27 protein-coding genes and 1 tRNA gene are annotated in these 24,663 nt (G+C 37.8%); 5 read left to right on the top strand and 23 right to left on the bottom strand.

Annotated elements, in window-relative coordinates; translation table 11 throughout:
• From nuoL to AP75_RS10980, 15 genes are all read right to left on the bottom strand, one after another.
• Positions 1–1,896 (bottom strand): NADH-quinone oxidoreductase subunit L, encoded by a 1,896-nt coding sequence (nuoL, locus tag AP75_RS11050; RefSeq protein WP_088264708.1) that lies wholly within the window; start codon positions 1,894–1,896, stop codon positions 1–3.
• A gap of 7 nt (positions 1,897–1,903) precedes the next feature.
• A complete protein-coding gene (nuoK, locus tag AP75_RS11045) occupies positions 1,904–2,233 on the bottom strand; it encodes an NADH-quinone oxidoreductase subunit NuoK (protein ID WP_088264706.1) in 330 nt (109 codons plus the stop codon).
• A gap of 4 nt (positions 2,234–2,237) precedes the next feature.
• Positions 2,238–2,732 carry an NADH-quinone oxidoreductase subunit J family protein gene (locus AP75_RS11040; RefSeq protein WP_088264704.1) on the bottom strand — a complete coding sequence of 165 codons (495 nt, stop codon included), beginning with the start codon at positions 2,730–2,732 and terminating at the stop codon, positions 2,238–2,240.
• Entirely contained in the window at positions 2,733–3,281 is a 549-nt protein-coding gene (locus tag AP75_RS11035; RefSeq protein WP_031504401.1) for a NuoI/complex I 23 kDa subunit family protein, read from the bottom strand.
• 61 nt (positions 3,282–3,342) lie between these two features.
• Positions 3,343–4,404: an NADH-quinone oxidoreductase subunit NuoH gene (gene nuoH / locus AP75_RS11030; protein WP_088264702.1), complete on the bottom strand. Its 1,062-nt coding sequence runs from the start codon at positions 4,402–4,404 to the stop codon at positions 3,343–3,345.
• Positions 4,405–4,465: 61 nt separating this feature from the next.
• Positions 4,466–5,467: a 2Fe-2S iron-sulfur cluster-binding protein gene (locus AP75_RS11025; RefSeq protein WP_031504399.1), complete on the bottom strand. Its 1,002-nt coding sequence runs from the start codon at positions 5,465–5,467 to the stop codon at positions 4,466–4,468.
• A gap of 26 nt (positions 5,468–5,493) precedes the next feature.
• Complete coding sequence (locus AP75_RS11020) at positions 5,494–6,351, bottom strand: hypothetical protein (protein WP_031504397.1); 858 nt, start codon at positions 6,349–6,351, stop codon at positions 5,494–5,496.
• A gap of 1 nt (position 6,352) precedes the next feature.
• Entirely contained in the window at positions 6,353–7,708 is a 1,356-nt protein-coding gene (gene nuoF / locus AP75_RS11015; RefSeq protein WP_088264700.1) for an NADH-quinone oxidoreductase subunit NuoF, read from the bottom strand.
• 14 nt (positions 7,709–7,722) lie between these two features.
• The gene (locus AP75_RS11010; RefSeq protein ID WP_031504395.1) at positions 7,723–8,232 is read right to left on the bottom strand and encodes an NADH-quinone oxidoreductase subunit NuoE family protein; all 510 of its coding nucleotides are present in this window, start codon (positions 8,230–8,232) and stop codon (positions 7,723–7,725) included.
• Between the two features lie 128 nt (positions 8,233–8,360).
• Positions 8,361–9,584 carry an NADH-quinone oxidoreductase subunit D gene (locus AP75_RS11005; protein ID WP_088264698.1) on the bottom strand — a complete coding sequence of 408 codons (1,224 nt, stop codon included), beginning with the start codon at positions 9,582–9,584 and terminating at the stop codon, positions 8,361–8,363.
• A gap of 66 nt (positions 9,585–9,650) precedes the next feature.
• Positions 9,651–10,145, bottom strand: a complete 495-nt coding sequence (locus AP75_RS11000; protein ID WP_031501807.1) for an NADH-quinone oxidoreductase subunit C — start codon at positions 10,143–10,145, stop codon at positions 9,651–9,653.
• A gap of 6 nt (positions 10,146–10,151) precedes the next feature.
• Complete coding sequence (locus AP75_RS10995) at positions 10,152–10,709, bottom strand: NADH-quinone oxidoreductase subunit B (RefSeq protein WP_088264696.1); 558 nt, start codon at positions 10,707–10,709, stop codon at positions 10,152–10,154.
• Between the two features lie 43 nt (positions 10,710–10,752).
• A complete protein-coding gene (locus AP75_RS10990; RefSeq protein WP_031501806.1) occupies positions 10,753–11,124 on the bottom strand; it encodes an NADH-quinone oxidoreductase subunit A in 372 nt (123 codons plus the stop codon).
• 118 nt (positions 11,125–11,242) lie between these two features.
• A complete protein-coding gene (locus AP75_RS10985; protein WP_088264695.1) occupies positions 11,243–11,431 on the bottom strand; it encodes a hypothetical protein in 189 nt (62 codons plus the stop codon).
• 30 nt (positions 11,432–11,461) lie between these two features.
• Positions 11,462–12,589: a GNAT family N-acetyltransferase gene (locus AP75_RS10980; protein ID WP_031502398.1), complete on the bottom strand. Its 1,128-nt coding sequence runs from the start codon at positions 12,587–12,589 to the stop codon at positions 11,462–11,464.
• A gap of 110 nt (positions 12,590–12,699) precedes the next feature.
• On the opposite strand from AP75_RS10980, the gene AP75_RS10975 reads away from it, so the two are divergent.
• Positions 12,700–13,407 (top strand): zinc metallopeptidase, encoded by a 708-nt coding sequence (locus AP75_RS10975; protein WP_088264693.1) that lies wholly within the window; start codon positions 12,700–12,702, stop codon positions 13,405–13,407.
• Positions 13,408–13,410: 3 nt separating this feature from the next.
• Here AP75_RS10975 and AP75_RS10970 read toward each other — a convergent pair whose 3' ends face one another.
• The 8 genes from AP75_RS10970 to rbfA form a co-directional block, all read right to left on the bottom strand.
• Positions 13,411–14,013 (bottom strand): IMPACT family protein, encoded by a 603-nt coding sequence (locus tag AP75_RS10970; RefSeq protein WP_031502399.1) that lies wholly within the window; start codon positions 14,011–14,013, stop codon positions 13,411–13,413.
• Positions 14,014–14,016: 3 nt separating this feature from the next.
• Positions 14,017–15,039, bottom strand: coding sequence for a bifunctional diaminohydroxyphosphoribosylaminopyrimidine deaminase/5-amino-6-(5-phosphoribosylamino)uracil reductase RibD (gene ribD / locus AP75_RS10965; RefSeq protein ID WP_031502400.1), 1,023 nt, complete (start codon positions 15,037–15,039; stop codon positions 14,017–14,019).
• A 78-nt stretch (positions 15,040–15,117) separates the two neighbouring features.
• Positions 15,118–15,717 (bottom strand): hypothetical protein, encoded by a 600-nt coding sequence (locus AP75_RS10960; RefSeq protein ID WP_158212079.1) that lies wholly within the window; start codon positions 15,715–15,717, stop codon positions 15,118–15,120.
• Positions 15,718–15,725: 8 nt separating this feature from the next.
• Positions 15,726–17,684: a DUF349 domain-containing protein gene (locus AP75_RS10955; RefSeq protein WP_088264691.1), complete on the bottom strand. Its 1,959-nt coding sequence runs from the start codon at positions 17,682–17,684 to the stop codon at positions 15,726–15,728.
• 85 nt (positions 17,685–17,769) lie between these two features.
• Positions 17,770–18,498, bottom strand: coding sequence for a shikimate dehydrogenase family protein (locus AP75_RS10950; protein ID WP_031502404.1), 729 nt, complete (start codon positions 18,496–18,498; stop codon positions 17,770–17,772).
• A 67-nt stretch (positions 18,499–18,565) separates the two neighbouring features.
• A complete protein-coding gene (locus AP75_RS10945) occupies positions 18,566–20,608 on the bottom strand; it encodes an endonuclease (RefSeq protein ID WP_088264689.1) in 2,043 nt (680 codons plus the stop codon).
• A 199-nt stretch (positions 20,609–20,807) separates the two neighbouring features.
• Positions 20,808–22,019: an ABC transporter permease gene (locus AP75_RS10940; RefSeq protein WP_088264687.1), complete on the bottom strand. Its 1,212-nt coding sequence runs from the start codon at positions 22,017–22,019 to the stop codon at positions 20,808–20,810.
• Between the two features lie 30 nt (positions 22,020–22,049).
• On the bottom strand, positions 22,050–22,412 hold the full coding sequence (rbfA, locus tag AP75_RS10935; protein ID WP_088264685.1) for a 30S ribosome-binding factor RbfA: 363 nt from the start codon (positions 22,410–22,412) through the stop codon (positions 22,050–22,052).
• Between the two features lie 112 nt (positions 22,413–22,524).
• Between rbfA and mce the strand changes: the two genes are divergently transcribed.
• The 4 genes from mce to AP75_RS10915 form a co-directional block, all read left to right on the top strand.
• Positions 22,525–22,923, top strand: coding sequence for a methylmalonyl-CoA epimerase (gene mce, locus AP75_RS10930; RefSeq protein ID WP_031503674.1), 399 nt, complete (start codon positions 22,525–22,527; stop codon positions 22,921–22,923).
• 75 nt (positions 22,924–22,998) lie between these two features.
• Positions 22,999–23,072, top strand: a tRNA-Ile gene (locus tag AP75_RS10925).
• Positions 23,073–23,195: 123 nt separating this feature from the next.
• Entirely contained in the window at positions 23,196–24,107 is a 912-nt protein-coding gene (locus tag AP75_RS10920) for a hypothetical protein (RefSeq protein ID WP_031501605.1), read from the top strand.
• A gap of 233 nt (positions 24,108–24,340) precedes the next feature.
• On the top strand, positions 24,341–24,663 hold a 323-nt coding region (locus AP75_RS10915), incomplete at its 3' end, for a helix-turn-helix domain-containing protein (RefSeq protein WP_143755863.1).

The following is a 24,663-nucleotide window of genomic DNA, read 5'->3' as shown; positions in this document are numbered from 1 at the left end:
CTATTGTAATAAAAAGTTAACAATTAAAATAATTCCGATCGCCAATGACATGATGAGCACATAATTCTCCACGTTTCCGTTTTGAAGTCTTTTTGCTGCTCTACCAGAATCTTCAGCGCCTGTTCCGATAAATTCTACGAATCTATTCAAAACCCCTTTGTCGAACATATTTCCTCCAATTCCCAAACCTTCCGTCATTTTCACGAAGGTTGCGTTATAAATTTCGTCCAAAAACAATTTCTTGTTCGAAAGCCTTTCCCAGCCGGTATATTTCTCTTCCGGTAAAGCCATTTTTTTCTTGTTGACGTAGATATTTTTTACAATATACCACACTGTGAAGAACATTACAAGCGTTAATCCCAACAAGATCATTTCGGTTCCGAATTTTACTTCAGGCAATGATACATCATATACATAGATCGATTTCAGCCAATATGCTAATTTCGCATAATGACCATGACCAATGAAATGCGGAAGATTGATGAAACCTCCAAGAATTGATAATACAGCTAAGATGATCAATGGAATGGTCATCGTTTTTGGGCTTTCATGAAGATGATGTTTTTGCTCTTCACTTCCTCGGAATTCCCCGTAGAAGGTTAAGTAATACGCTCTGAACATATAAATCGCCGTCATCGTTGCTACAATGAATAACACGACCCAAAGAATTGGGTTTTTACCATACACATTGGTTAAAATTTCATCTTTAGAAATCATCCCTGAAAGGAATGGAAAACCTGAAATAGCCAAAGTTCCGATGAGGAAAGTGATATGGGTAATAGGAATTTTCTTTTTCAAACCACCCATGAATCTCATGTCTTGTTCGCCGCTCATCGCGTGAATTACTGAACCAGAACCTAAGAACAACAATGCTTTGAAGAACGCATGCGTCATCAAATGGAACATTGCGGTAGTATAAGCGCCAACTCCCAATGCTACGAACATAAAGCCGAGCTGTGAAACAGTAGAGTAAGCGAGAACTTTTTTGATATCATTTTGTCTTAAACCAATAAACGCGGCCACAAAAGCGGTCAATAACCCGATGAAAAGGATTACATCCATCGTAGTTGGTGCCAATGAATAAAGGAAATTGGATCTTACCACCAAATAAACCCCTGCGGTAACCATCGTTGCAGCGTGGATCAACGCAGAAACCGGAGTTGGACCCGCCATCGCATCTGGTAACCATGTGAATAATGGCAACTGAGCCGATTTTCCGATAGCTCCGATGAAAAGACTTGCTGTGATGAAAATAATCACTGGAGAATCGAGTTGGAACTTAGAAGAATTCTGAGCTACAGAAAGGAAATCTACAGCATTGGTTTGATAAGCGATCATGAAAATCCCGATCAACATACCCAAGTCTCCAATTCTGTTCATGATGAAAGCTTTTCTGGCCGCTGCTTCATATTCTTTGTTGGTGTACCAGAAACCAATCAATAAATAAGAACACAATCCTACGCCTTCCCAACCGATAAAAAGAATTAGATAATTGCTTCCCATTACCAATAACAGCATGGAGAAGATAAATAAATTCAAATAAGTGAAGAATTTATAGAAACCTTTGTCGTGGCTCATATAGCCGATAGAGTAGAGGTGAATCAGCGATCCGATTCCGGTAATAATCATAATCATCATCAATGATAACTGATCGATTTGGAAACCGAAGTTCACCTGAATACCATTCACCCGGAACCATTCAAAAGCTCTTACGATAACCGGTTGCGAATCTGCATTAAAATTCAAAAATAAACTGACAGCGATACAAAAAGATGCAAAAACTACCAGTGTTGCGATACTTCCCACTACGATTTTTGGAAGACTTTTCCCGAAAAGTCCATTGAACAAAAATCCGAATAAGGGTAATAGAACAATTGCGTAAACTAAATTTTCCATCCTTTATTTATCCTCTTAATTTATTAAAAATACTGACGTCAACCGATTTGGTATTTCGGTACATCATTGCGATAATCGCTAATCCTACTGCAACTTCAGCAGCTGCAACCACCATGATGAAGAACACCAGGATTTGGCCACTTCCATCACCTTTATAGCTGGAAAATGCTGCGAGCATAAGATTTACAGAATTCAACATCAGCTCTACACATCCCAAAATAATGATGGCATTTTTTCGGATTAATACTCCCAAAACTCCCAAACAGAACAAAACTGTACTCAGAATAATGAAATATTCCAAAGGGACGGTCTGTACAAATGAATTTACTTCTCCCATAATACTATAAATCTTTTTTACCGATTAAAACTGCACCTACAATTCCCGAGAGAATAAGGATAGAAGCAAGTTCAAATGGCAATACATACTCGTTAAATAATAACCGGCCAAGGTTTTTGGTCAATCCGACTGATGAATCTACATTTCCTGCGAAACTGTTTCCTTTAAGACCTTTGAAAGCTCCAAGAAGTCCTATTAAAAGAATTCCGGCTGCGAAAACTCCAATGAATTTGCTTAGATTCTGCTTCTTACTTTCATCGTTTTTATTCAAGTTCAACATCATCAATACATAAAGGAATAATACCATGATGGCTCCTGCATATACAATAACCTGAACGATTCCTAGAAACTGAGCATTGAGCAAGATATACATCGCTGCGATGGAAAAGAAAGTTACGATGAGGGAAAGTACGGAGTACAACGGGTTTCTTGCAAATACAAAATATACAGCGCTTGCTACTGCCAAAAATGCGACCAAGAAAAATATAATCTGTTCCATTTATTTTACTGATTTTTTTTGTAACTCACTCTGTCTTTCAGAAACATCAATTCTTTCATTGATTTTTTCTACCAACTTATCTTTTCCGTACACGAAGCTTCCGCGGTTAGTTTCCACATCTACCAATCTATCGGTAAGGTAAATTGCAGATTTCGGGCATGCCTCTTCGCACATTCCACAGAAAATACATCTCAACATATTAATTTCATATACGGATGCATATTTTTCTTCTCTGTAAAGATCTTTTTCCTCCTTAGTTCTTTCCGCTGCGGTCATGGTGATCGCTTCTGCGGGACAAGCCACGGCGCAAAGTCCACATGCTGTACAACGTTCTCTACCTTCTTCATCACGTTTCAACACGTGCTGTCCGCGCCATACTTTTGCTCTTGGTTTTTGTACTTCCGGGTATGAATATACTTTGCCTTTGCTACCAGCAAGCGCATGTTTCATGGTAATTGCCATTCCCTTGAAAATTTCCGGGAGGTATATTTTTTCCATAAAAGTCATCTCTTTATTCGAGACTACTTTAGATCTGTTGGTCAGTTTCATATTGTTTTTGTTTTAGCTATTGGCTTAAGCTTTTTAGCATGAAAACTTTACTTTATTTTAATTATTGGGCAAAAAACACAATTACAGCAGCGGTGATAATCAAGTTCACCAAAGCGAGCGGTATAAGGGTTTTCCAACCTAGATGCATCAGTTGATCATAACGGAATCTTGGGATCGTCCAACGAATCCACATGAAAATGATGATTCCTAAAATTACTTTCGAAAGCATGGCAACGATACTTAAAATGCCAGCTACGTTTTCTCCCCAGTTTTCAGAAACCCAGTTGATTCCTGGATAATTGAATCCTCCGAAGAATAAAGTAGCGATCAATGCATTGGAAATAAACATATTTACATATTCCCCGAACATATATTGCCCAAAGTTCATGGAAGAATATTCGGTCATATATCCGTTCACCAATTCAGATTCACATTCCGGCAAATCAAATGGATGACGGTTGGTTTCTGCCAAAGCTGCTACGAAGAAAATAATGAATGCCAATGGTTGATAGAAGATATTCCAGTTCATTCCGTCTGCAGGAATAATGCCCCAGATTTTTCCGGTTCCTTGTGCTGAAGTGATATAATATAAGTCTAAACTTCCCGACATTAAAATAATTGATAACAAAGAAAGTCCCATTGCCAATTCATAAGAAATCATCTGCGAAGACGCACGAATGGCTCCAATTAAAGAATATTTGTTGTTCGAAGCCCATCCACCAATCATCATTCCGTAAACTCCGATAGATACCATTCCGATCAGATAAAGAACCCCAATATCAATATTAGCTATTTGAATATCAAATGAAGTTCCACCGATATTCAATGATTTCCCCCACGGAATGACCGCACCGGTAATCAGGGAAACAAACATCGTGATTCCAGGCCCGAGATAGAAAAGGAATTTATCGGCATTTTGTGGTACAAATCCTTCTTTGAAGAAGAGTTTTCCACCATCTGCCAAAGGTTGCAATATCCCGAAAGGTCCGGCTCTGTTCGGTCCGATTCTATCCTGCAATGCAGCAGCAATTTTTCTTTCGCCCCAAGTGGAGTAGGCGGCAACACCCATCGATAGGGCGAAAAGTGCAAGAACTAAAATGATTTTAAAGGTAAGTAAATCCATAGGTAATATCATTTGAAATTTAAATATGATCAATACATACTTAAATTAGATCGTTTTCAAATTAAATTATTTCGTCTTTTTCGCCGATTTCTTTTGCATCAGGATTGTTCAAAAGACGGATCATATTTTTCGGCTTTTCATAATGGTTAAGCGAGATCACCGAGTGTCTGTCGATATGTCTTGGTCCTTCGATATTCCAGTATTTTAGATCTTTTTTCTCGAAACGGCATTCGTTACAGATCCATTCTTCCACTTCATCGTACTGGTCTTTTCTTGCTGTAACTCTGATGATCTCGTCACCTTTCATCCAAACTACGGCTTTTCCAGCACATTTGTCGCATTTGCAGGTAGCGTTCATCGGTTTTGTAAACCACACTCTGCTCGCGAAACGCGCAGTTCTATCGGTTAATGCACCAACCGGACAAACATCAATTACGTTTCCGATGAACTCATTATCCAAAGCTTTATTCAAATAAGTTGAAATCTCTGCATGCTCACCTCTGAAAAGGATTCCGTGCTCACGTTCTTCGGTTAATTGGTTCGCTGCAAGTACACATCTTGCACACAAAATGCAACGGTTCATGTTTAATTTTATGTACGGACCAATATCTTCGGGCTCGAAAGTTCTTCTTTCGAATTCGGTTCTGGTAGCTTCTACACCGTGTTCGTAAGCTAAATCTTGCAAATGACATTCTCCTGCTTGGTCGCAAACTGGGCAATCGAGTGGGTGATTAATCAGCAAAAATTCAGTAACTGCTTTTCTGGCTTCTTGGGTTTTTTCAGATGTCAGGTTTTTCACTTCCATACCGTCCATCACGCTGGTTCTGCAACTAGCAACGAGTTTGGGCATCGGTCGCGAATCTGCGTCTGAACCTTTAGAAACTTCTACGAGGCAGGTTCTGCATCTACCACCGCTGTTCTCCAACGGTTTGTAGTAACACATTGCGGGTGGTACAGATTTACCGCCGATTTGTCGGGCTGCTTCCAAAATGGAAGTTCCGGGCAAAACTTCTGTAGTCTGTCCGTCAATAGTGATTTTAAATCTTTTAATTTCTTCGCTCATTATATATGAATTCAAAAATGAATTAATTATTTTTTCGTGTTAAAGGTATATCCGATACCGAAATTCACTTGTGCAAACATAAAATCCTGCATTGCATTGTCAGGTTTATTGTTTAGCGTGGTTTTTATGTCGGGCATATTGATGTAGCCCACTTTACCTTCTACTCTTGCCATCCAGTGTTTCCAAAAGATGAAGTTGATATTGGTTCTTGCATCAGCTCCGAAACCAGCAACATGGAAACGGTCGCTTCGTTCGTTTCCGAATAATTTTACATTACTTTTTGGCATCATCATTCCAACTCCGCCACCGTAACTCCATACGATATCTACATTTTTCTTGCTCGATAACGATTGGTATTTTTCCAAACCGATATTGATGTAATTCAGCCCGTCGGTATGCTCAAAAGTGAGAAACTGCTTGTCGGCTAAATTTACCTGTCCGTTTTGCACCATTCCTGCATAAACCGGATCGGAGATATGGCCTTTGAAATCAGCCAGCTGATCCTGATCCATCACATATTTCATGTGGTCTTGTGCAATAACCAAAGCTAAATTATCTTTAATAAAATAACCCAATCTGAAGTTAAACTGAGGAATCGATAAACTCCCCGGATTAACATAATCTAAACTCAAAGGCGATGGTCGATCGTGAGCTACTACATTTTCTAAAGTAAAATCATAACCCGCTCCTTTGAATCGGATATCAGAATTGGTAAATCCCGCTCTGTTCCATCCCCAGAAAACAAACATTTGACCTTTTTTTGAAAGGGGTTTAACACCCAAATAGGTGGTATCAGCTATTTGCTGGGTTGAAAGGGTTTCTTGGGCAAATCCCAAATTTATTCCCAAAAATGCGAGTGCAATTATTTGAAAGAACTTCTTCATCTTATTCTGCTTTCGCAGCTGCAGGGATTGGATCTGCATAATTGGCCAATCCATAATTTCTTGTTAATGCTTCGGGGTTATTGATATGCCATTCGAACTCGTCGCGGAAATGACGGATTGCTGCTGCAACCGGCCATGCTGCTGCATCACCAAGCGGACAAATGGTATTACCCTCAATTTTTCTTTGGATATCCCAAAGCAAATCGATATCTGCCATGGTTCCTTCTCCATTTTCAATTTTCTTTAGGATTCTGTACATCCAGCCGGTTCCTTCGCGGCATGGGGTACATTGTCCGCAACTTTCGTGCATGTAGAAATGCGCAAGAGTTAAGGTATGTTTCACCACACATTGGTCTTCATCTAAAACGATAAAACCTCCCGAACCCATCATCGTTCCTGTAGCGAATCCGCCATCAGATAATGATTCGTAATTCATATATCTCGGTTCACCGTTGATGGTTTTCAATAATAAATTGGCAGGAACAATCGGTACAGAGCTTCCTCCCGGAATACATGCTTTCAGTTTTTTCCCATTCGGAATTCCGCCGCAATATTCATCAGAATAGATGAACTCTTCCACAGTGATTGTCATGTCAATTTCATAAACACCTGGTTTATTGATGTTTCCACAAGCAGAAATCAATTTTGTTCCTGTGGAGCGACCAACACCGATTTTTGCATATTCGGCACCGGTGATATTGATAATCGGTACTATAGCAGCGATGGTTTCAACATTGTTTACTACAGTTGGAGATTCCCAAAGTCCTTTTACAGCTGGGAAAGGTGGTTTCAAACGAGGATTTCCTCTTTTTCCTTCCAAAGATTCCAAAAGCGCGGTTTCTTCTCCGCAAATATATGCTCCAGCACCACGATGAACGTAAATTTCTAAATCGTAACCGGTTCCTAAAATATTTTTACCTAAAAATCCTGCTTTTTTGGCTTCTTCGATGGCTTGCTCTAAAATATCGGGAATCCAAGAATATTCACCACGGATGTAGATATATGATGTATTGGCGCCTAAAGCGAAAGACGAAATAATCATTCCTTCGATCAAAAGATGCGGAATGTATTCCATTAAATATCGGTCTTTGAAAGTCCCCGGCTCAGATTCGTCGGCATTCACTACCAAATATCTTGGAACGCCTTCGGGTTTTGCAAGGAAACTCCATTTCATTCCGGTCGGGAAACCAGCGCCTCCACGACCTCTCAATCCGGAAGTTTTTACTTCTTCGGTGATCTCGTCTGGAGTCATTTTCAGGGCTTTTTCCACAGCTTCGTACCCGCCTTGTTTGCGATATACATCGAAGAAGCGGATTCCTTCTACATGTGCGTCTTTAAGTAAAAGTTTTTTACTCATTTTTATAATCGATATTAGTCTAAAGCAACTGCACCCTGTCTGCAAAGTTCGAGGATTTCATCTACTTTTTCTTTTGTTAAATTTTCGTGATAAAACTTGCCCAACTGCATCATCGGTGCGTAGCCACAAGCTCCAAGACATTCCGCCGGTTTCAGGGTGAAAAGTCCGTCTGCTGTAGTTTCTCCATTTTTGATGTTCAAAGTTTCGCGGATATGGCTTAAGATATCGTCGCTCCCTTTCAACATACAAGGTCCTGTTTGGCAAACTTCTAACACATATTTTCCTACGGGTTTCATATTGAACATCGTATAGAAAGTTGCAACTTCATACACTTCAATAGGTTTAATGCTTAGCAACGAAGCAACATAATCCATCACCGGAACATCCAGCCAACCGCCAAATTCTTTCTGTGCAACATGCAGGATTGGAATTAAGGCAGATTTCTGCTTTCCTTCCGGATATCTTGCGATAATTTTATGAACCTGCTCTAGGGTTTCAGGTTTAAAAGCAATAGTTTCGCTCATATTTAAAGATTTTAGATTTTAGATTTTAGATGAAAATCGTAGTTCTAAAAATCCTATCAATTTTGATATTAATTTACATTTAAAGACTTTAGATTATTTTAAAATTGATAATCTAAAGTCAACATTTTTTATGCGTCCAGCTCGCCCGCAATCACGTTCATGCTACACATGGTAACTATGGCATCGGAAATCATTGCCCCTTTGATCATCTCGGGATAAGCTTGATAATAGATGAAACAAGGTCTTCGGAAATGTAATCGATATGGGGTTCTGCCACCATCACTTACAAGATAAAATCCTAATTCTCCGTTTCCACCTTCTACAGCGTGGTACACTTCACCAATAGGAACATCAGTTTCTCCCATCACGATTTTGAAGTGATAGATCAATGCTTCCATCTTGGTGTAAACATCTGCTTTTTCTGGAAGGTAAAATTTCGGCACATCCGCATGGAAAGGACCATCTGGTAAATTTTTATAGGCTTGTTCGATGATTTTCAAAGATTCCCAAACCTCTTGCTGTCTTACCATAAATCGGTCATAAGTATCTCCTGAAGTTCCTACAGGAATAATAAAATCGAAATCGTTGTAAGAGGAATATGGGCTGGCTACTCGCACATCATAATCTACACCTGTTGCACGAAGGTTAGGCCCTGTGAAGCCATAGCTCAGTGCTCTTTCTGCTGAGATCGGGCCGGCTTTGATGGTTCTGTCCATGAAAATTCGGTTTCTCTCGTTTAATGAACAGAATTCGCCCCAGATTTTCGGGAATTTCTTTAACCAATTTTGTAAAAGCTCATGGAATTTCGGGTTGAAATCTCTTTCGAAACCTCCGATTCTTCCCATGTTTGTGGTCATTCTTGCCCCACAGATTTGCTCATACATTTCGTATATTTTTTCTCTTTCTTGGAAGAGATAGGTAAGCCCTGTAATTGCACCGGCATCCATTGCGATTACACCGTTGCAAATCATGTGATCGGCAATTCTCGCCAATTCCATCATGATGACTCTCATATAATCCACTCTTTTTGGCACTTCACAACCGATGAGTTTTTCAACCGTAAGATGCCACCCAATGTTGTTAATTGGAGCAGAACAATAGTTCATTCTATCGGTCAGGGTAGTAATTTGGGCGAAGTTTCTTCTTTCAGAAATCTTCTCGAAAGCACGGTGGATATAACCGATGGTTTGCTCGGAGTGGAGGATTCTTTCTCCGTCCATCGTAAGGATATTTTGAAAAATACCGTGAGTAGCCGGATGTGTTGGTCCCAAATTCAGGGTATAGAGCTGCCCATCAATATGTTCTTTTGAATCGTGTTGGCTGAGTATATTGGATAGCGCGTTGTCTTTCATAATTGCTTGTTGCTTTTGGCTTTTGGCGGAATTTGTAATTTAATCTGCTATAAGCGGGTTGCATTTTTATCTTCCGAACATTTTGTCATCTTTATCCGTTCTGGTATCATCTTCTAGGCGGTATTCCTTTAACATAGGATGATAGCCAATGTCTTCCATATTGAGGATTACCCGTAGATCCGGATGACCTTTAAATTTTACGCCGTAGAATTCATAAGTTTCTCTTTCCATCCAGTTTGCACCAGCGTATAGATCGGTCAAAGAATCTACCTCGGCGTTTTCTTTGGGCATAAATGTTTTAAGACGAATCCTAAAGTTGGTCATCATATTGTGAAGATGATAGACTACTCCGATTTCTTTTGCCGAATTTTCAGGATGATGGATACCACAAATATCCGTGAGGAAATTAATTTCTAAAGAAGAATTTCTAAGGTGGTGAATTACTTTTTTGATATCCTCTTTTTTTATTTCAATCGTGAGAAAACCATAAGGTTCCGAATGGGAAATCACCGATTCTGGAAATTCTCTGGTAATTGCTTCTAAAACGAATTCGTTTGTCATTTCCAATTAGTTTATGTCGTAGGATTCGAGTAATTCTTTGTATTCTGGCATGTCTCTTCTTCGGATGCTTTCGCTTTCGCAAAGTGCTTGTACTTGCATTACTCCTTCGATGATTTGCTCAGGTCTTGGTGGGCAACCGGGTACATATACATCTACCGGAATTATTTTATCTATACCTTGCAAAACAGAGTAGGTATCGAAAATACCTCCACTAGAAGCGCATGCACCAACGGCAATTACCCATTTTGGTTCTGCCATTTGGGTGTAAACCTGCTTCAATACAGGACCTAGTTTTTTCGATATTGTACCACATACCATCAACATATCTGCTTGTCTTGGTGAGAAAGAGTTTCTCTCCATCCCGAATCGGGAAGCATCATAAGTAGGGTTCAGTACGGCCATGAATTCAATACCGCAACAAGAAGTAGCAAATGGCAACGGCCAAAGAGAATATTTTCTGGCCATTCCGATCACGCTGCTGAGTTTGGTGGCAAAAAAGCCTTCGCCCTCAAAACCTTCCGGTGGTTCAGCATCCATTCTAATGATTGGTTTAGTATCTGACATTTTTTTTGTTTTCTTAAGATTAATTAAAGTAAATGAAACAAGATTACCTGTCCCAGTCTAAAGCACCGCGTTTCCATACATAAATGAAAGCCACGAAGAATACTGCAATGAAAGTAAGTACAGCAAAAAATCCTTCCATACCAAATTCACGGATATTTACCGCATACGGATAGAAGAATACGATTTCGATATCGAAAAGTACAAATAGAATTGCAGTAAGAAAATATTTTACAGAAAAAGGGTTTCTAGCATTTCCTTCTACTTCCACACCACACTCAAAACTTTCGTTTTTCTTAACTGAAGAGACCTTTTGCCTAGGTCCTAAAAAGTGAGTTCCTAAAATACAAAGTACAACAAATCCAAAACCTACAGCTATCTGTATAAGAATCGGAAGATAGTTTTCTGGTATATTCATGTCTACATTATTTTCTCAATTTGCAAATTTAACGAATAAAGATTTAAAGAGGAAATTTAACCCCTGAAATTATGATGTAAAAAGAGATTTTCACTAATTTAGAATCAATAAAAATAACCTATTTTTTACCCGAATTCTTAAGACGTTTCAGTACAAGATAAGCTACATAACCAATGTATAAAAATAAAAAACTGGCAAAAAGGATGTTGATCAAGGTATTCAACCGCTCATCCGGAACCTGAAAAAACTGATTATATGCAATGAATGCTATAATCATCGCTAAATAAATATACAGTTGCTTCTTCATTTTTTATTTTATGATTTTTATGGTTTTCAACTAATCAATTTCCATGGAGTAGGTACGTCTGCGCTTATGATTTACCGGGTTGTAATCCTGCCATAAAACCTGCACACTTTTGTTTTCCTCTAACTCCGGGTTGGTTTCGGCAAATTTAATTCCCATTTTATTAAATCTTACAAAAATTTCCTTAAAAATAATAGCAGTAACGCCACGTCGCTGATATTCCGGATGAATGCCAATGAGATAAAAATTGGCTCGATCATTTTTTTTGCCCGCTTGCAAAAAATGCCACCAACCAAAAGGCCAAAGTTTTCCTTTAGACTTACGCAAAGCCTGCGAATAGGAAGGCATCGTAATGGCAAAAGAAACCAATTGATGATTCTCATCTTCCACACAAATCACATAATTTTTGTCGATGTAGGGAAAATATTTTTCTTTGTAGGTTTTAATCTGTTCATCGGTAATCGGCGTGTAGGTCGACAGGGAATTATATGTTTGATCCAGCAACTTAAACATGGGTTCTACCAAAGGCAGAATTTCTTTTTTATTCTTAAAATCGATTACTTTAAGCTTGTATTTTTGTGCAATTAAACTGCTGAATTTTTCAACTCGTTCCGGCAAAACTGTTGGGAAATTCATTTCAAATTCTACCCATTCTTTTTCTTTTACCAAGCCCAATTTTTCTAAATGTTTTGGGTAATAATCGAAATTATATAAGCCAATCATCGTTGCCAATTTGTCAAAACCCATGGTTAACATTCCGGCTTTGTCCAGATTGGTGAAACCCATCGGGCCTTCAATCTTGTTGATGTTTTTCTCTTTGGCAAATGAAATCGCAGTGTCAATCAGTGCTTTCGAAACTTCAAGATCATCAATAAAATCTAACCATCCAAAACGCACCTTGCTGATACCCAGTTCTTTTTCTTCTTTATGATTAATCATTATGGCTATTCGACCTACAATTTTTCCGTTTTTGTACGCAAGAAATTGTTTCGCCTCAGAATAACCTAAAGCCGGGTTTTCCGACGGATTCCAAATGTTTTTTTCTTCATTAATTAAGGATGGGACATAATTTTCATTATTTTTGTAAAGTTCCATTGGAAATTTAATGAAATTCATTAAATCCTTTGATGTTTTTACTTCAATTACTGAGATTTCAGACATGCTTTTTGATTTGAATAAACAAATATAATTGATTAAAATAAATTTCAAAACTTTGGCACATTTTTTACATCAGTAAAGCGATTTTAAAACCTATTAAAACATAAAATAAAATGACAGGCTATTATTTAATTATTGGGATTTCAATGCTCGTAAGTTGGTTGGTTTCTGCAAGGCTGAAATCTAAATTTGAACATTACTCGAAAGTGCACCTCCGAAATGGGATGTCCGGAAAAGAAGTGGCTGAAAAAATGTTGCGTGATAATGGGATTACCGATGTTCAAGTGATTTCTGTTCCTGGTCAGTTGACTGATCACTATAATCCTGCCAATAAAACCGTGAATTTATCCGAAGGAGTTTATATGCAAAGAAATGCAGCAGCAGCAGCGGTTGCGGCTCACGAATGTGGACACGCAGTGCAACATGCAGTTGGTTATTCCATGTTGCAATTGAGGTCCAAATTGGTTCCGATTGTGAATATCAGTTCTAATTTAATGCAGTTTGTACTCATTGCTGGTATTGGTTTGATGGCTGCGACAAGAACCATCGACAATCCGAACGGAAACACTACTGTTTTGGCAATTGGAGTCTTGATGTTTGCGGTAACCACTTTGTTTGCCTTCGTTACTTTGCCGGTGGAATACGACGCGAGCAACAGGGCGATGAAATGGTTAAAACAAACCGGAACCGTAACTCCAGAAGAATATGTTGGCGTTCAAGACGCTCTGAAATGGGCAGCCAGAACTTATTTGGTGGCAGCTCTAGGATCATTGGCGCAGTTGCTTTATTGGGCTTCGATGCTGATGGGAAGAAGGGATTAAGCTTTATAAAAACTCAAAAGAAATATGTTGCATCTCGGACAATTGTTCCGAGATGTTTTCTTTTAATGAAGTTTTAATTCTGGCTTTAATGGTGCATTTTTCATCGGTCAAAAAGTCCATTATTTTTCCATCGAATTTATTCAGCAAAGTGAAAATTTGGTTTTGTTGATGAAATTCAAAATGTATTTCAAGATCGGATTCCAATTCTTTTGTAATGATTTCCGCTTCGTCCAAAGCCAATTTTGCGGATTCTTTATATGTTTTCACCAAACCGGAAACTCCCAATTTTGTTCCACCGTAATACCGAACTACAATCACCAACACGTTCGTGATTTCATGCGCCAACAATTGATTGTATATCGGTAAACCTGCACTTCCAGAAGGTTCTCCATCGTCATTAGCGCGATAATTTTCACCATTTATGCCATAGCGAAAAGCGTAGCAATGGTGTGTTGCTTTCGGATGTTCTTCGCGAATTTTATATAAGTATTTTTTGATGTCATTTTCATCATTTAATGGAAATGCAAAACTCAAAAACTTACTTCCTTTTTCTTTCAAAAGAACGTTTTCTATTGCAGATTTTATCGTGTTGAATGAGAATTCCAAGGATTAATGATTTTTGTAAAATTTCACGGTATTATTTCTGAAATTTTCAGTTTTATAACTTTCAGCATGGAAATTCGGAGCTTTCGTTCCGTTTTCTAAAACAAGATTTTCATTTTTGATGATGATGGCTTCGTCCCAAATTCCGGCATCGATAAATTGTTGTAAAGTAAATTTTCCACCTTCAACAAGAACCGATTGTATTTGTTGCTCGTAAAGGGTTTTCATTAAATTTTCAATGAAATTTTCTTTTTCTATTTTGATGAATTGTACGGTTCCTTCCACCGAATTTTTTATGGAATTTAAAACCAAAGTGGGTGCTTCTTCATTATAAATATTAAAATTTTCAGGAACTTTCAAATCGAAATCAATCAAAATTCTCACAGGATTTCTTCCGGATAATTCGCGCGTTGTCAGCGAAGGATTGTCGTTCAAAGCGGTGTTGGTTCCGACCAAAATTGCGTGTTCTTCACTTCTTATTTGATGAACAAATTGCTTGGTTAATGAATTTCCGATTTGAGTTGGTTTAAAATTTTGATCCAAAAATCGGTCTCCCGATTCTGCCCATTTTAAAAGGATAAATGGTCTTTTTTTCTGATGAAATGTGAAAAATCTTTTGTTAAGTTCTTGGCATTCTTTCTCCAAAATTCCTGAAACGACTTCTATTTCTGCGTCTTCAATTAATTTTTTTCCTTTTCCATTTACTTTTTCATGAGAATCCAAAGTTCCGATCACCACTTTTTTAAATCCAATTTCAATAATTTTATTGGCGCACGGTGGAGTTTTTCCGAAATGAGAACAAGGTTCCAAACTAACATAAATTGTAGAATCCTTCAATAATTCCGGGTTTTTCACGGAATTAATCGCATTGATTTCCGCGTGAGGTTCTCCGGCCTTTTTGTGATAACCTTCACCAATAATTTCCCCGTTATACACAATCACGCTTCCTACCAAAGGATTTGGATAGGTTTTTCCGCTAGCTTTTTGGGCAAGTTCGATACAGCGTTTGATGTAAATTTCGTCGGTCATTTTGGATGAAATAAAATTTGTTTTAATGAAAAACACCCAACTTTTGCCGGGTGTTTTGTAGTTATTTTTTTGTAAAAATTAATTTCCGGAAGAAGCTTGAGCAACTTTTATTTCAGGAATTTGATATTCAATCATCGTAGTCATCAAGTGATCCCGTTGTTTGGCCAATGATTTTGCTGCAGATTTCAAATCCCCATAGATTCGTTTTGCATAAGAAATCATTAAAAAAGTTTTTTGACCTCCAATTTCAGATTGCTTGAACCGGTAAATGTTGTATTCCACATAGGAATCACCATTTGCAGGGCTTTCCGAGATGAAATAATCAACAATGTATTCCCCACCATCTGGACTTTCGGTTACATTGACGTGGGAAAATTTATCTTTTTCTCGGCGATTTTGCACCATTTCCACTTTTTGTCGAACCGCAAGTTCCATATCGATTTCTTTATTGAAAAAAGAAAAATCGATCAATTGGTTGAAATTTTCAATGTTCTCATCTTTTGGAATGTATTGTTCCTGGAAGAGTGTTTTCGAGCGTTGTTTCGATTGATTCAGGAAAAATTCAGTTCCGTCAAATTCAATAGGATTGGCTATCGACAAAATACTCTGGGCAGATTCTTGAGCTTTCACGAAACTCAAAGATCCAATCAACAACATTAAAAATAAATTCTTAATCATGATACGATTTATTGATTTTCTCCGGACACGATTTTGTGTAAACTCAGTTTCATCGCTTCTAATTGAGCTTTTTTCTCGTCTATTTTTTCGAAAGTATCTTTCAATAAAGGATTTTCTCGATTCGAATTGCTGAAGAAACTTAAGTTGTTTTCCATCTTCACGATTTCAGCTTCCAAATCCGCAATTTGGTTTTTGATTTTTCTGGCTTTATCGGTCAGTTGATTTTCAGAAAGTCCTTCTTCTTTCAAATCAAATTCGAAGATTTTGTTGAGTTTCAGTTTTTCTCTAAGCGTTTTGTTGAATTCTGTATTGATGCCGATTTTCTCACGAGGAACCTTTCCGATATTATTCCAACTGGTTTTGATTGCTTCAATTTTTTCAATACTTCCTTCCTGATCGGTAATTTCTTTCAGTTGATCGAGAAGTTGTTTTTTGTTCTTGAAATTTTCTTTCCAGTTGTCGCTTACGGCGTTGTTTTTCTCACGATAATTGTTGAAAAATGTATTGCACGCTTCACGGAATTCGTCCCAAACTTTGTTGGTCATGCTCCTCGGAACGTGTCCGATTTTTTTCCAGTCCTCTTGCAGTTTTTTGAAAAGTGGAACGGTAATTTCCCAATCTTCAGAAAGGCTATTGTCCTTGGCTGTTTGGATCAGTTTCAGTTTTTCTTCGAGGTTGGTTTGTTGGTTATTTTTTAGGCCTTTATAAAATTCGTTTTTCTTGGTGTTGAAATTTCTAAGGTTTACCTTAAAATCATTCCAGTTTTGGTTGGATTCTTTCCTTGGAACGCTTCCTAATTTCAGGAATTCGGTTCTTAAATCCTCGATTTTTTTGATGGCATTTTGCCAGTAATTGTGATTAGGTTCTTTCTCAGGATTACTGATTTTTATGATTTCATCGATGATTTTATTTTTCTTCTCAAGGTTATCTTGTTGCTGGTGATCGATTTGTGCGGAAAGTTCAGATTTTCTTTCATGAATTTTATTCGAGAGTCCCTTGAATTCTTCCCAAGTTTTTTCCCTGAATTCCTCTGCAACCGGTTCTGCTTCTTCTTTCCAAAGTTTGTGCAAATATTGAAGCTCGTTCAGTGCTTTTTGTACTGCAGGTTCTTTTTCCAGTTCTTTCGCTCTTTCGATGATGTGTAATCTTTTCTCTAAATTATGAGCATATTCCTGCTCCATGTACTCTTTGTTCATGTCCAGCATTTGATAAAACTGATTCAAATGATGGAAATAATTATTGTTAAGCAATTTGAATTCTGACTTTGCAACCTGACCGGCATTTTTCCAAGCCTCTTTGATCTCGCGAATTGCTTTGAAAAGATTGGTTCCGGCTTCGGTGTTGGTATAAAGATTTTTGAGTTGTTCAATGATATTTTGCCTTTCTTCAAGATTTTTAGAATGATTTTCCTCTTGCAATTTTGCGAATTCATCATTCTTTTCACGGAAAATATGGATTAAACTTGATAATTTTGACTGCAGCGGGTGATGAAAACTGAAGTTTTCTTCCGGATTTCCTGCTGAAACAAACTCGCTTTTTTGGTCTTCTGTTTCATCGTGTATGAAATGGTTCGCTTGCTCTTTCAATTGATTGAATTTTCTGAAATAAGCACCCGCATTTTCTTTATTGATGAGAGTTTCCATCTCTTTTAGAACTTCTGGCAAAGTCAGATGAGCTACATTTTCCAATTCATCTTCTTGATGCAAATCGTGCGGTTCGCCATGGTCAGCTTTTTCAGGATCAATTTCAGAAAGCACTTTTTCCTGAGAAATTTCTACCGATTTTTGGGTGTCTACATCTGCTTGATGTTCAGGAGTTTCCTGTAAGGCTTCCGCCGATGTTTCCGGATTTTCTTCAGTAACTTCTACCGTGTTTTCAGCTGGAGTTTCTGTGTTTTTTTCGATGGAAACCTCTTCGGTGATGGGTTTTTTCTCATTGTTGTCAGAGATTGAATCTTCTGTAATCATAGCGAACGTTTTATTAGTATTAAAAAGGGCAAAAATTCTTTATCAGCAATAATATTGGTAACTAAAGCACTAAATTAACTTATTTTTATCGAAAGTTCCAAATTTCCCAGTTTTTTTCTGCCTGTTGCTCAAGCATGTAGAACCCATTGGCGGTTTTTGCGCCTTTTTCTGCCGCTTTTTTGATGAAATTGGTGTAATTGGGATTGTAAATCAGATCAATAATTAAATGATTTTCCGTGATTCCTTCGAAAGGAAATTTCAAACAATCATCCACATTCGGGAAAGTTCCCACCGGCGTACATTGGATAATCAAAGGATGTTTTGCAACGATTTCGGAACTGAGGTTTTCGTAATTCAATTCGGTAGTTCTGGAAACGGTTATGTAAGGAATCTGGTGTTGTTCTAAAACATATTGAACGGCTTTTGCGGCGCCGCCATTTCCCAAAATAATCGCGGAATCATGTGATGCTTTTCGGTGAAGCAACAATGTTTTTTCGAAGCCATAAACATCGGTATTAAAACCTTTTTTAATGCCGTTTTTGATTAAAATACAATTTACGGCACCTGTTTTTTGGGCTTCGTCGCTAAGCTCATCGAGATAGGGAATGATTTTCTCTTTATAAGGAATCGTAACGTTCAATCCTAATAGATCAGGAGTTTCGAGAAGGTTTTCAATTCCGGAAAGGTCTTGTAAATCGTAAACGTCGTAAGCGTAATTTTTCAGCATCAACCGCTGAAATTTGTCTTCAAAATATTTTTTAGAAAAGGAATACGAAATGTTTTTCCCGATGATTCCTAATTTTACTTGTTCCATTCTTCAAAAATAAAAAAAGACTGGTAAAAAAACCAGTCTTTGAATGAATTATAATTGAAATCTACGATTATTCCACAATGAATTTCGCGCTATTGTTCGCAGCTTTCAGAATATAAACGCCTTTCGGTAAATTCTTCAACGTAATTTTGCTCGAAATTTTGAATGGCTGATTGATCGACTGAACTATTTTCCCGGTGAAATCAAAGATTTGTGCGGTTTCAATGGTATTTAAATTTTTACCGGAAACATTTAATTCACCATTTTTTACCGGATTAGGATAGATGGAAATAGCATTTTTGTTGATTCCGTTTTCGTTTACAGCTGCCAAAGTGTAGCAAGTCCATTTCATGTCATCAATCGCAACTCTGTTGGAAGTGCTGCTGTTTTGAAGGGTGATTTCTACAGTTCCCGCTACGTTGATTCCGGTTACGGTAGTGGTAGTTGCGGTGGAGCTATAAGGAATGGTTTTTCCGGTATCTTGACCATTGACCAATACTTTTAAAGTCCCTGCAGATCCGCTGAATTTCAACTGAGTAGTCACAGTTAAATCACCAATTCCGTTTGGTACAGACAATGCGGTAAGGAATCCGTTTCGGATTGTAATTGCTTTTCCGTTGATGGTTTGGTCGGTTCTGGAATCTTCTGAAGTCCAAGAAACTCCATTGCTGGTCCAGTTATAGGTAGAGTAGGTGGAAGCACTCGTAGGAATACTGTCGAAGTTTTCATCTCCACAATTTGTTCCAACTGCAGTGGTGGTTGCAGTTACAGAATTACTTTGTGGCGACACATTATTTCCGCCGTCTTTTGCCACTACATAAATAGTGTATGTTGTCAAAGGATTTAAGTTCGCGATATTCGCTGAAGTCGCTGATGTAGATCCCATCAAATCTCCATTTACATAAATATCATAAGCAGTCACACCGATATTGTCGGTTGAAGCAGTCCATTGTACCGAGATGTTGTTGGTTCCTACTGAAGTTACTGCTAAATTAGTAGGAGCTGTAGGCGCTTGCGTATCAATTAAAGTGGTGCCTGAAGCAGTGTTACTTTGAGTGGATAGATTTCCTGCAGCATCAGCAGCAATCACATAGAAATTATAAGTTGTTCCTTGGTTCAGTCCGGAAACGGTTGCTGAGTTGGTACTTGCGTTGCTATGGAAATTTCCGTTTGAGTAAATTTTGTAATGTGCTACTGCGATGTTATCGGTAGAAGCAGTCCAAGCTAAGTTAGCAGAATTTGTTGAAGTAGAAACAACTTGCAAATTCGTTGGTGTAGTTGGAGCTTGGGTATCTACAACCTGTGTTCCCCAAATTTGCTGTACCCATTCCGGATGATCGATAAAAGGATTTCTGTTTTTTTGGAAGGTAAAAGATGCATTGTTTCTCTCAATTTCAGATGGAGAAACCGGATCCTGAGCGGACCATGTCATAAGAATATCTCTTTCCCAAGCTTGAAGGCCCGGATAAGGAGATCCTCCTAACATTCCGCCTGTAGAAAAACCAGCAAGTTGGCTTTCATACCTGGTTACGAAATAGAAAATCATTCTCGCGATATCGCCTTTGAATTCATCAATCGGTTCGCAAACAGTACCTGAATATCCCGCGGCGGTGTTTGGACCAACTTTAGTTCCGTTTTTTGAAGTAAAGGAAGGGTTTGAAACAGTTCCGAAAGGATAGTTGCTTCTCATTCCGTTTACTTTACCATCGGTTGGGCGAATAAAATGAATATCCGAAACCATCGGCGCTTTAGAATTGAAAAAACTTTGCGGCACTACGTGTTCCCTGTTGTAGCAATCACCTTCTACACTGTAATTTCCACATTTTTTAATACCATGTCGGTACGTATAAGGATCTGTGCCGGTTGGATTTTCCGAGTACATATCGAGAACGGAACCGTCGTTTTCATAATAATGATCAGTGTCAGTGGTTACATATCCTGTGTAAAGACCGTCATAGCCGTTGTCTTTATGACCTGCAGTGATGATGGAGCTGAGCTTTGTTTTCAATGCTGCTCCGGTTAGTCCTTCGGTGCCATTGTAGTAAGTGGCAGGAGCTTGTGCTAATGTTAGCGAAAACATGGTGCCAAGCAAAAGGGTAGTAAATTTTTTCATTAAATTATAAATAAAATTGGAGGGCAAAGTTAGGAAAAAAACAAATCTTTAGATTCTATTTATAAGGAATTCATAATTATTTAATTTAATCCTTTTTAAAGACTATTGGTAAAGGCAAATTGAATTATGAAATGGAATCTATCTTTAGTTTATACTAAAAATTAAAGAAGTCAGATAAAAGAAACCGACGCAAAAATTCTTAATTATTAGAAAAATAAGAACGGTTTATTTTCGAGAAAAACCACGAAATTCCGAAACCAAACAATGCAGCAGTTCCGCTTACAATAAGGTAATTGATGAATTTTATCCGAACCGGGAAAGCCAAATCGGTGTTGGCTCCTGCCTTGAAAAATCCGGTGCTAATTTGAAGATAACTCACCGCTGTGCCGATGATTAAACCGCTAAAAATACCGAATAACACGATTAAAACTCCGGTATAAAAGTAAATGTTTCTTAATGATTTCAAATTCATTCCCAAAGAAATCAGCGATTTTGCCTGTTCCTTTTTGTCAAGTTGAAGAATGATAATCGCACCAGCCAAATTGAATGTCGTAATGAAAATTACCAGCGCGAAAATCAGATAAATAAACAGTTTCTCAGTATTGATCATCTTCCAGAAAGCAGCATTTTCTTCAGCTTTTGTTTTCAGATCGTATTGGTTTCCTAATAATTTTTGAAGATTTTGCTTTACCAAATCTGCGTTTTCCGGATTATTAAGTTTAATCACAATTTGGTAGGCGGATTTTTTTGGCAAATCCAGCAATTCCCAAGTAAGTTCGATCGGTGAGATAATCATATTGTCGAGCTGATCATTTCCTGGGAAAACTCCCGATGGAAAAATCTCTCTTTTATTGAAAATATCTTCTTCTTTGCTGATAAGGCCGGTTCCCGGTTTGGGCATCATTAAAGTTGCGAATTCGGAGCCTTCACCGATCGGAATGGCAAGTCGGTTATCGAGTTTATTTTCAATGAGAACTTCATTGGAATATTTGAAACTCGGATAGCTACCGTAGAAAATATTTTTATGAATGGGATTTACCAAGATATAAGCCGAATCTACCCCTCTCAAATTCGCAATGTCGCCATTTTCCCGGAAATTGATGTATACTTTTTCTTCAATGACTTTAGAGAAATGCTGAATTTCTTTTTCGCTCTGAAGAATTTTCGTGACTTTATCAATGTCAGGAATTGTTTTTCCTTGTTTACTTTTTACGGTAAGATCTGCATGAAGATTAGCGATAAGATCCTGGTTGAGATCCTCGAGTCCCGAAAAAACCGAAATAATGATAAACATCGCCGTCACCGCAACCATCATCGCCAAAGCAGCAAGCCAAGTGATAAAGGTAACTGCAGTACTTCCTTTTTTGGCAAGCAGGTACCGGGTTGCGATGTAGAATGCAGTGTTTTTCAAAACAGGAAATTTTATCGGAAAATATTTTGATTAAAGTATAGGATTATCGCCTTCGCCTCTCAATTCTTTTTCAATTTTTTCTACATCATCCAGTGTGGTATCCAGATAAAAATTGATTTCCGGGATAATTCTTACCTGTTTTCCCATTTTTTGACCCATGAAATTTCGGTATTGCGCCTTATTTTCATTAATTTCCTTCATAATCTGAGTTCGGAATTCTTGCGGGAAAATGCTTAAATAAATTTTCGCAATGCTTAAATCCGGAGTTATTTTTACATCCGATACCGTTACCAGAAACGTTTGTTTGCTTTCTGATGCCTGCTTGCGGAAAAATTCTGCGAAATCTTCCTGTATGATTTGTGCTACTTTTCTTTGTCTGTTGCTTTCGTTCATGGTGCAAATTTACTATTTTTGTTTGAATTAAAAACCCATGTATGAAGACCTGATCTGCAATATTTGTAAGGTTTTTTGCTAAATACATTAAATAATATCATTATTCTTTAATATGAAAATAGAACATCTCGGCATCGCTGTAAAATCCCTCGAAACTTCTGATCATCTTTTTGCTCGGCTTTTAGGAAAAGAAAATTACAAAAAAGAATCGGTAGAAAGGGAAGGGGTTACCACTTCTTTTTATGAGTTAGGAGATAGCAAAATAGAACTTTTGGAAGCGACCAATCCCGATAGTCCTATTGCAAAATTTATTGATAAAAAAGGCGAAGGGATTCATCATATAGCATTTGGGGTGGATAATATTTTCGATGAGATTGAAAGATTAAAAAGAGAAGGCTTCCAATTCATCTCCGAGGAACCAAAAGATGGTGCGGATAATAAGCTGGTGGTTTTTTTGCATCCAAAATCTACAAATGGTGTTTTGGTAGAATTATGTCAAGAAAAGTTGTGAAAATTTTTGATTCTATAGAAAAAAGTTTATTTTTGCACCTCGTAAAAACGCGGGGAATTCGTTTCCGAAGTTTTTGGCCTTGTAACTCAGTTGGTTAGAGTAGCTGACTCATAATCAGCAAGTCCTTGGTTCGAGCCCAAGCTGGGCCACTCTAAAAATCAGACACTTACGAAATTTTGTAAGTGTCTTTTTTTATTTTTGACGAACATTTGACGAACATTTTAAATTTATTTTATTGCTATATTAGTGCTGTTATTTTGTATAGAAACTAAATGGATAGTATTTATCTTGTCGCTTATACCACGATACTAATTTTCACAATACTCATTCCGAGCTTTCTTCTTGGGCGGATCTGGTTCGCTGTAAGCCCATTTGTCATCAATTATTATCGTTCAGAGAAAGCCAGTTGGTATAACAGTTGGAACACAGACCGTTTTTTAATAGTGGTGTCGGGCGTGGCGATATCCGTTGTACTTTCATTCTTCTGGGGCGTAAAGATACTGAGGCAGATACGGGAGGTGGAGCCGGACTTTGTTGAAGTCTTTTTCTATATCGTTATACAGATCATTATTTTGGTATTGCTTGAGGCAAAAATGGATCACCCCGGAAAACCTCTGAAAGCGTTTCGAGAATTTCAAAGGAAGAGATATGACGAACGCTTTGTTTTCTTGGAGAAGCAAAATGCTGCCGATACGGTTACCCATCATGCTGCCGAATTGAAAAAAGAAATTCAGCATACTAAGGAAAGCCTAGCAGGAGAGATACAGATTCATAAGGATATCAGCACCGAGATTCATTTATTGGCTGACGAAAATAACCGATTGCTGAAAACTTCGGACTTTCCATTTGAGTTTAGGAACACGACACATTTGAATATATCTAACCTTATGACGGAGTATTTTATAAGTGAGGAATCTAGACAGCCGCTAGAGGATTTTCTGCTAAGAAAAAGAAAGAATGGCAAGATTGTTTTTACAAAAATTGCACGAAACGGCGTGAGTATTCAACCTATCCTTGACTTCTTCTCCCGATATACCGACCTGATTGAAAAATGCAAGGCAGAAAAATATTCTCAGGCGGAGACTGCCAAAATCATAAACGAAACAGCTTCCGCCCTGACACGGAAGGGAGAACTAGAAAACCAGCCCATAAATTCTAAAAATTTGTCGAAATATCTTTCTTGATGTCTTTTTTAGTAAAAAATATGGGTATTTTCAATTTGTCAGATAAAAATTTTAGATGAATCATTTTATTGTAAATCAATTATTTAAATGCGATTTTTTATCGTTTTAAAAATTAAATTTCATAATATATTATAAAACAAAACCTCCTGCGAAATGCACATTTCTTTAGGTTGTTTTATTTTACAAAAAACTTTTTAAGTCGCTTTTAGGCGGCTATTTCTTTGGGAAATATCTTGGCCTCAACAAAATTCAACGAAATGAAAGACCAAGAAAGACTAGCTGCGCTAGAAAGCCAAATTTCCACCTTGGTAAACTCGCAAAAAGAGTTTACCTCCAAGGCGCTACAGATGCTCGCCCTCGGAACCAAGAAGATCTATTCCAAGGAAGAGGCCGCGCTGTTCCTCAACCTGGATCCGGACTATCTCTACCAACTCAAACACCACGGCAAATTGAAGGCCTACAAAAAGAAGGGGCAAAAGAAAATCTACTTTCGCAAAGAGGACCTCGAAGCTTATCTTCTGGGGGATAATGTGGAGGAAATACAAAATGATGACTA

The organism is Kaistella haifensis DSM 19056 (genome assembly GCF_000735695.2).
GTDB classification, from domain to species: domain Bacteria; phylum Bacteroidota; class Bacteroidia; order Flavobacteriales; family Weeksellaceae; genus Kaistella; species Kaistella haifensis.
The sequence above is the reverse complement of the archived record's forward strand: the minus strand, read 5'-3'. Positions and strand labels throughout refer to the sequence as shown.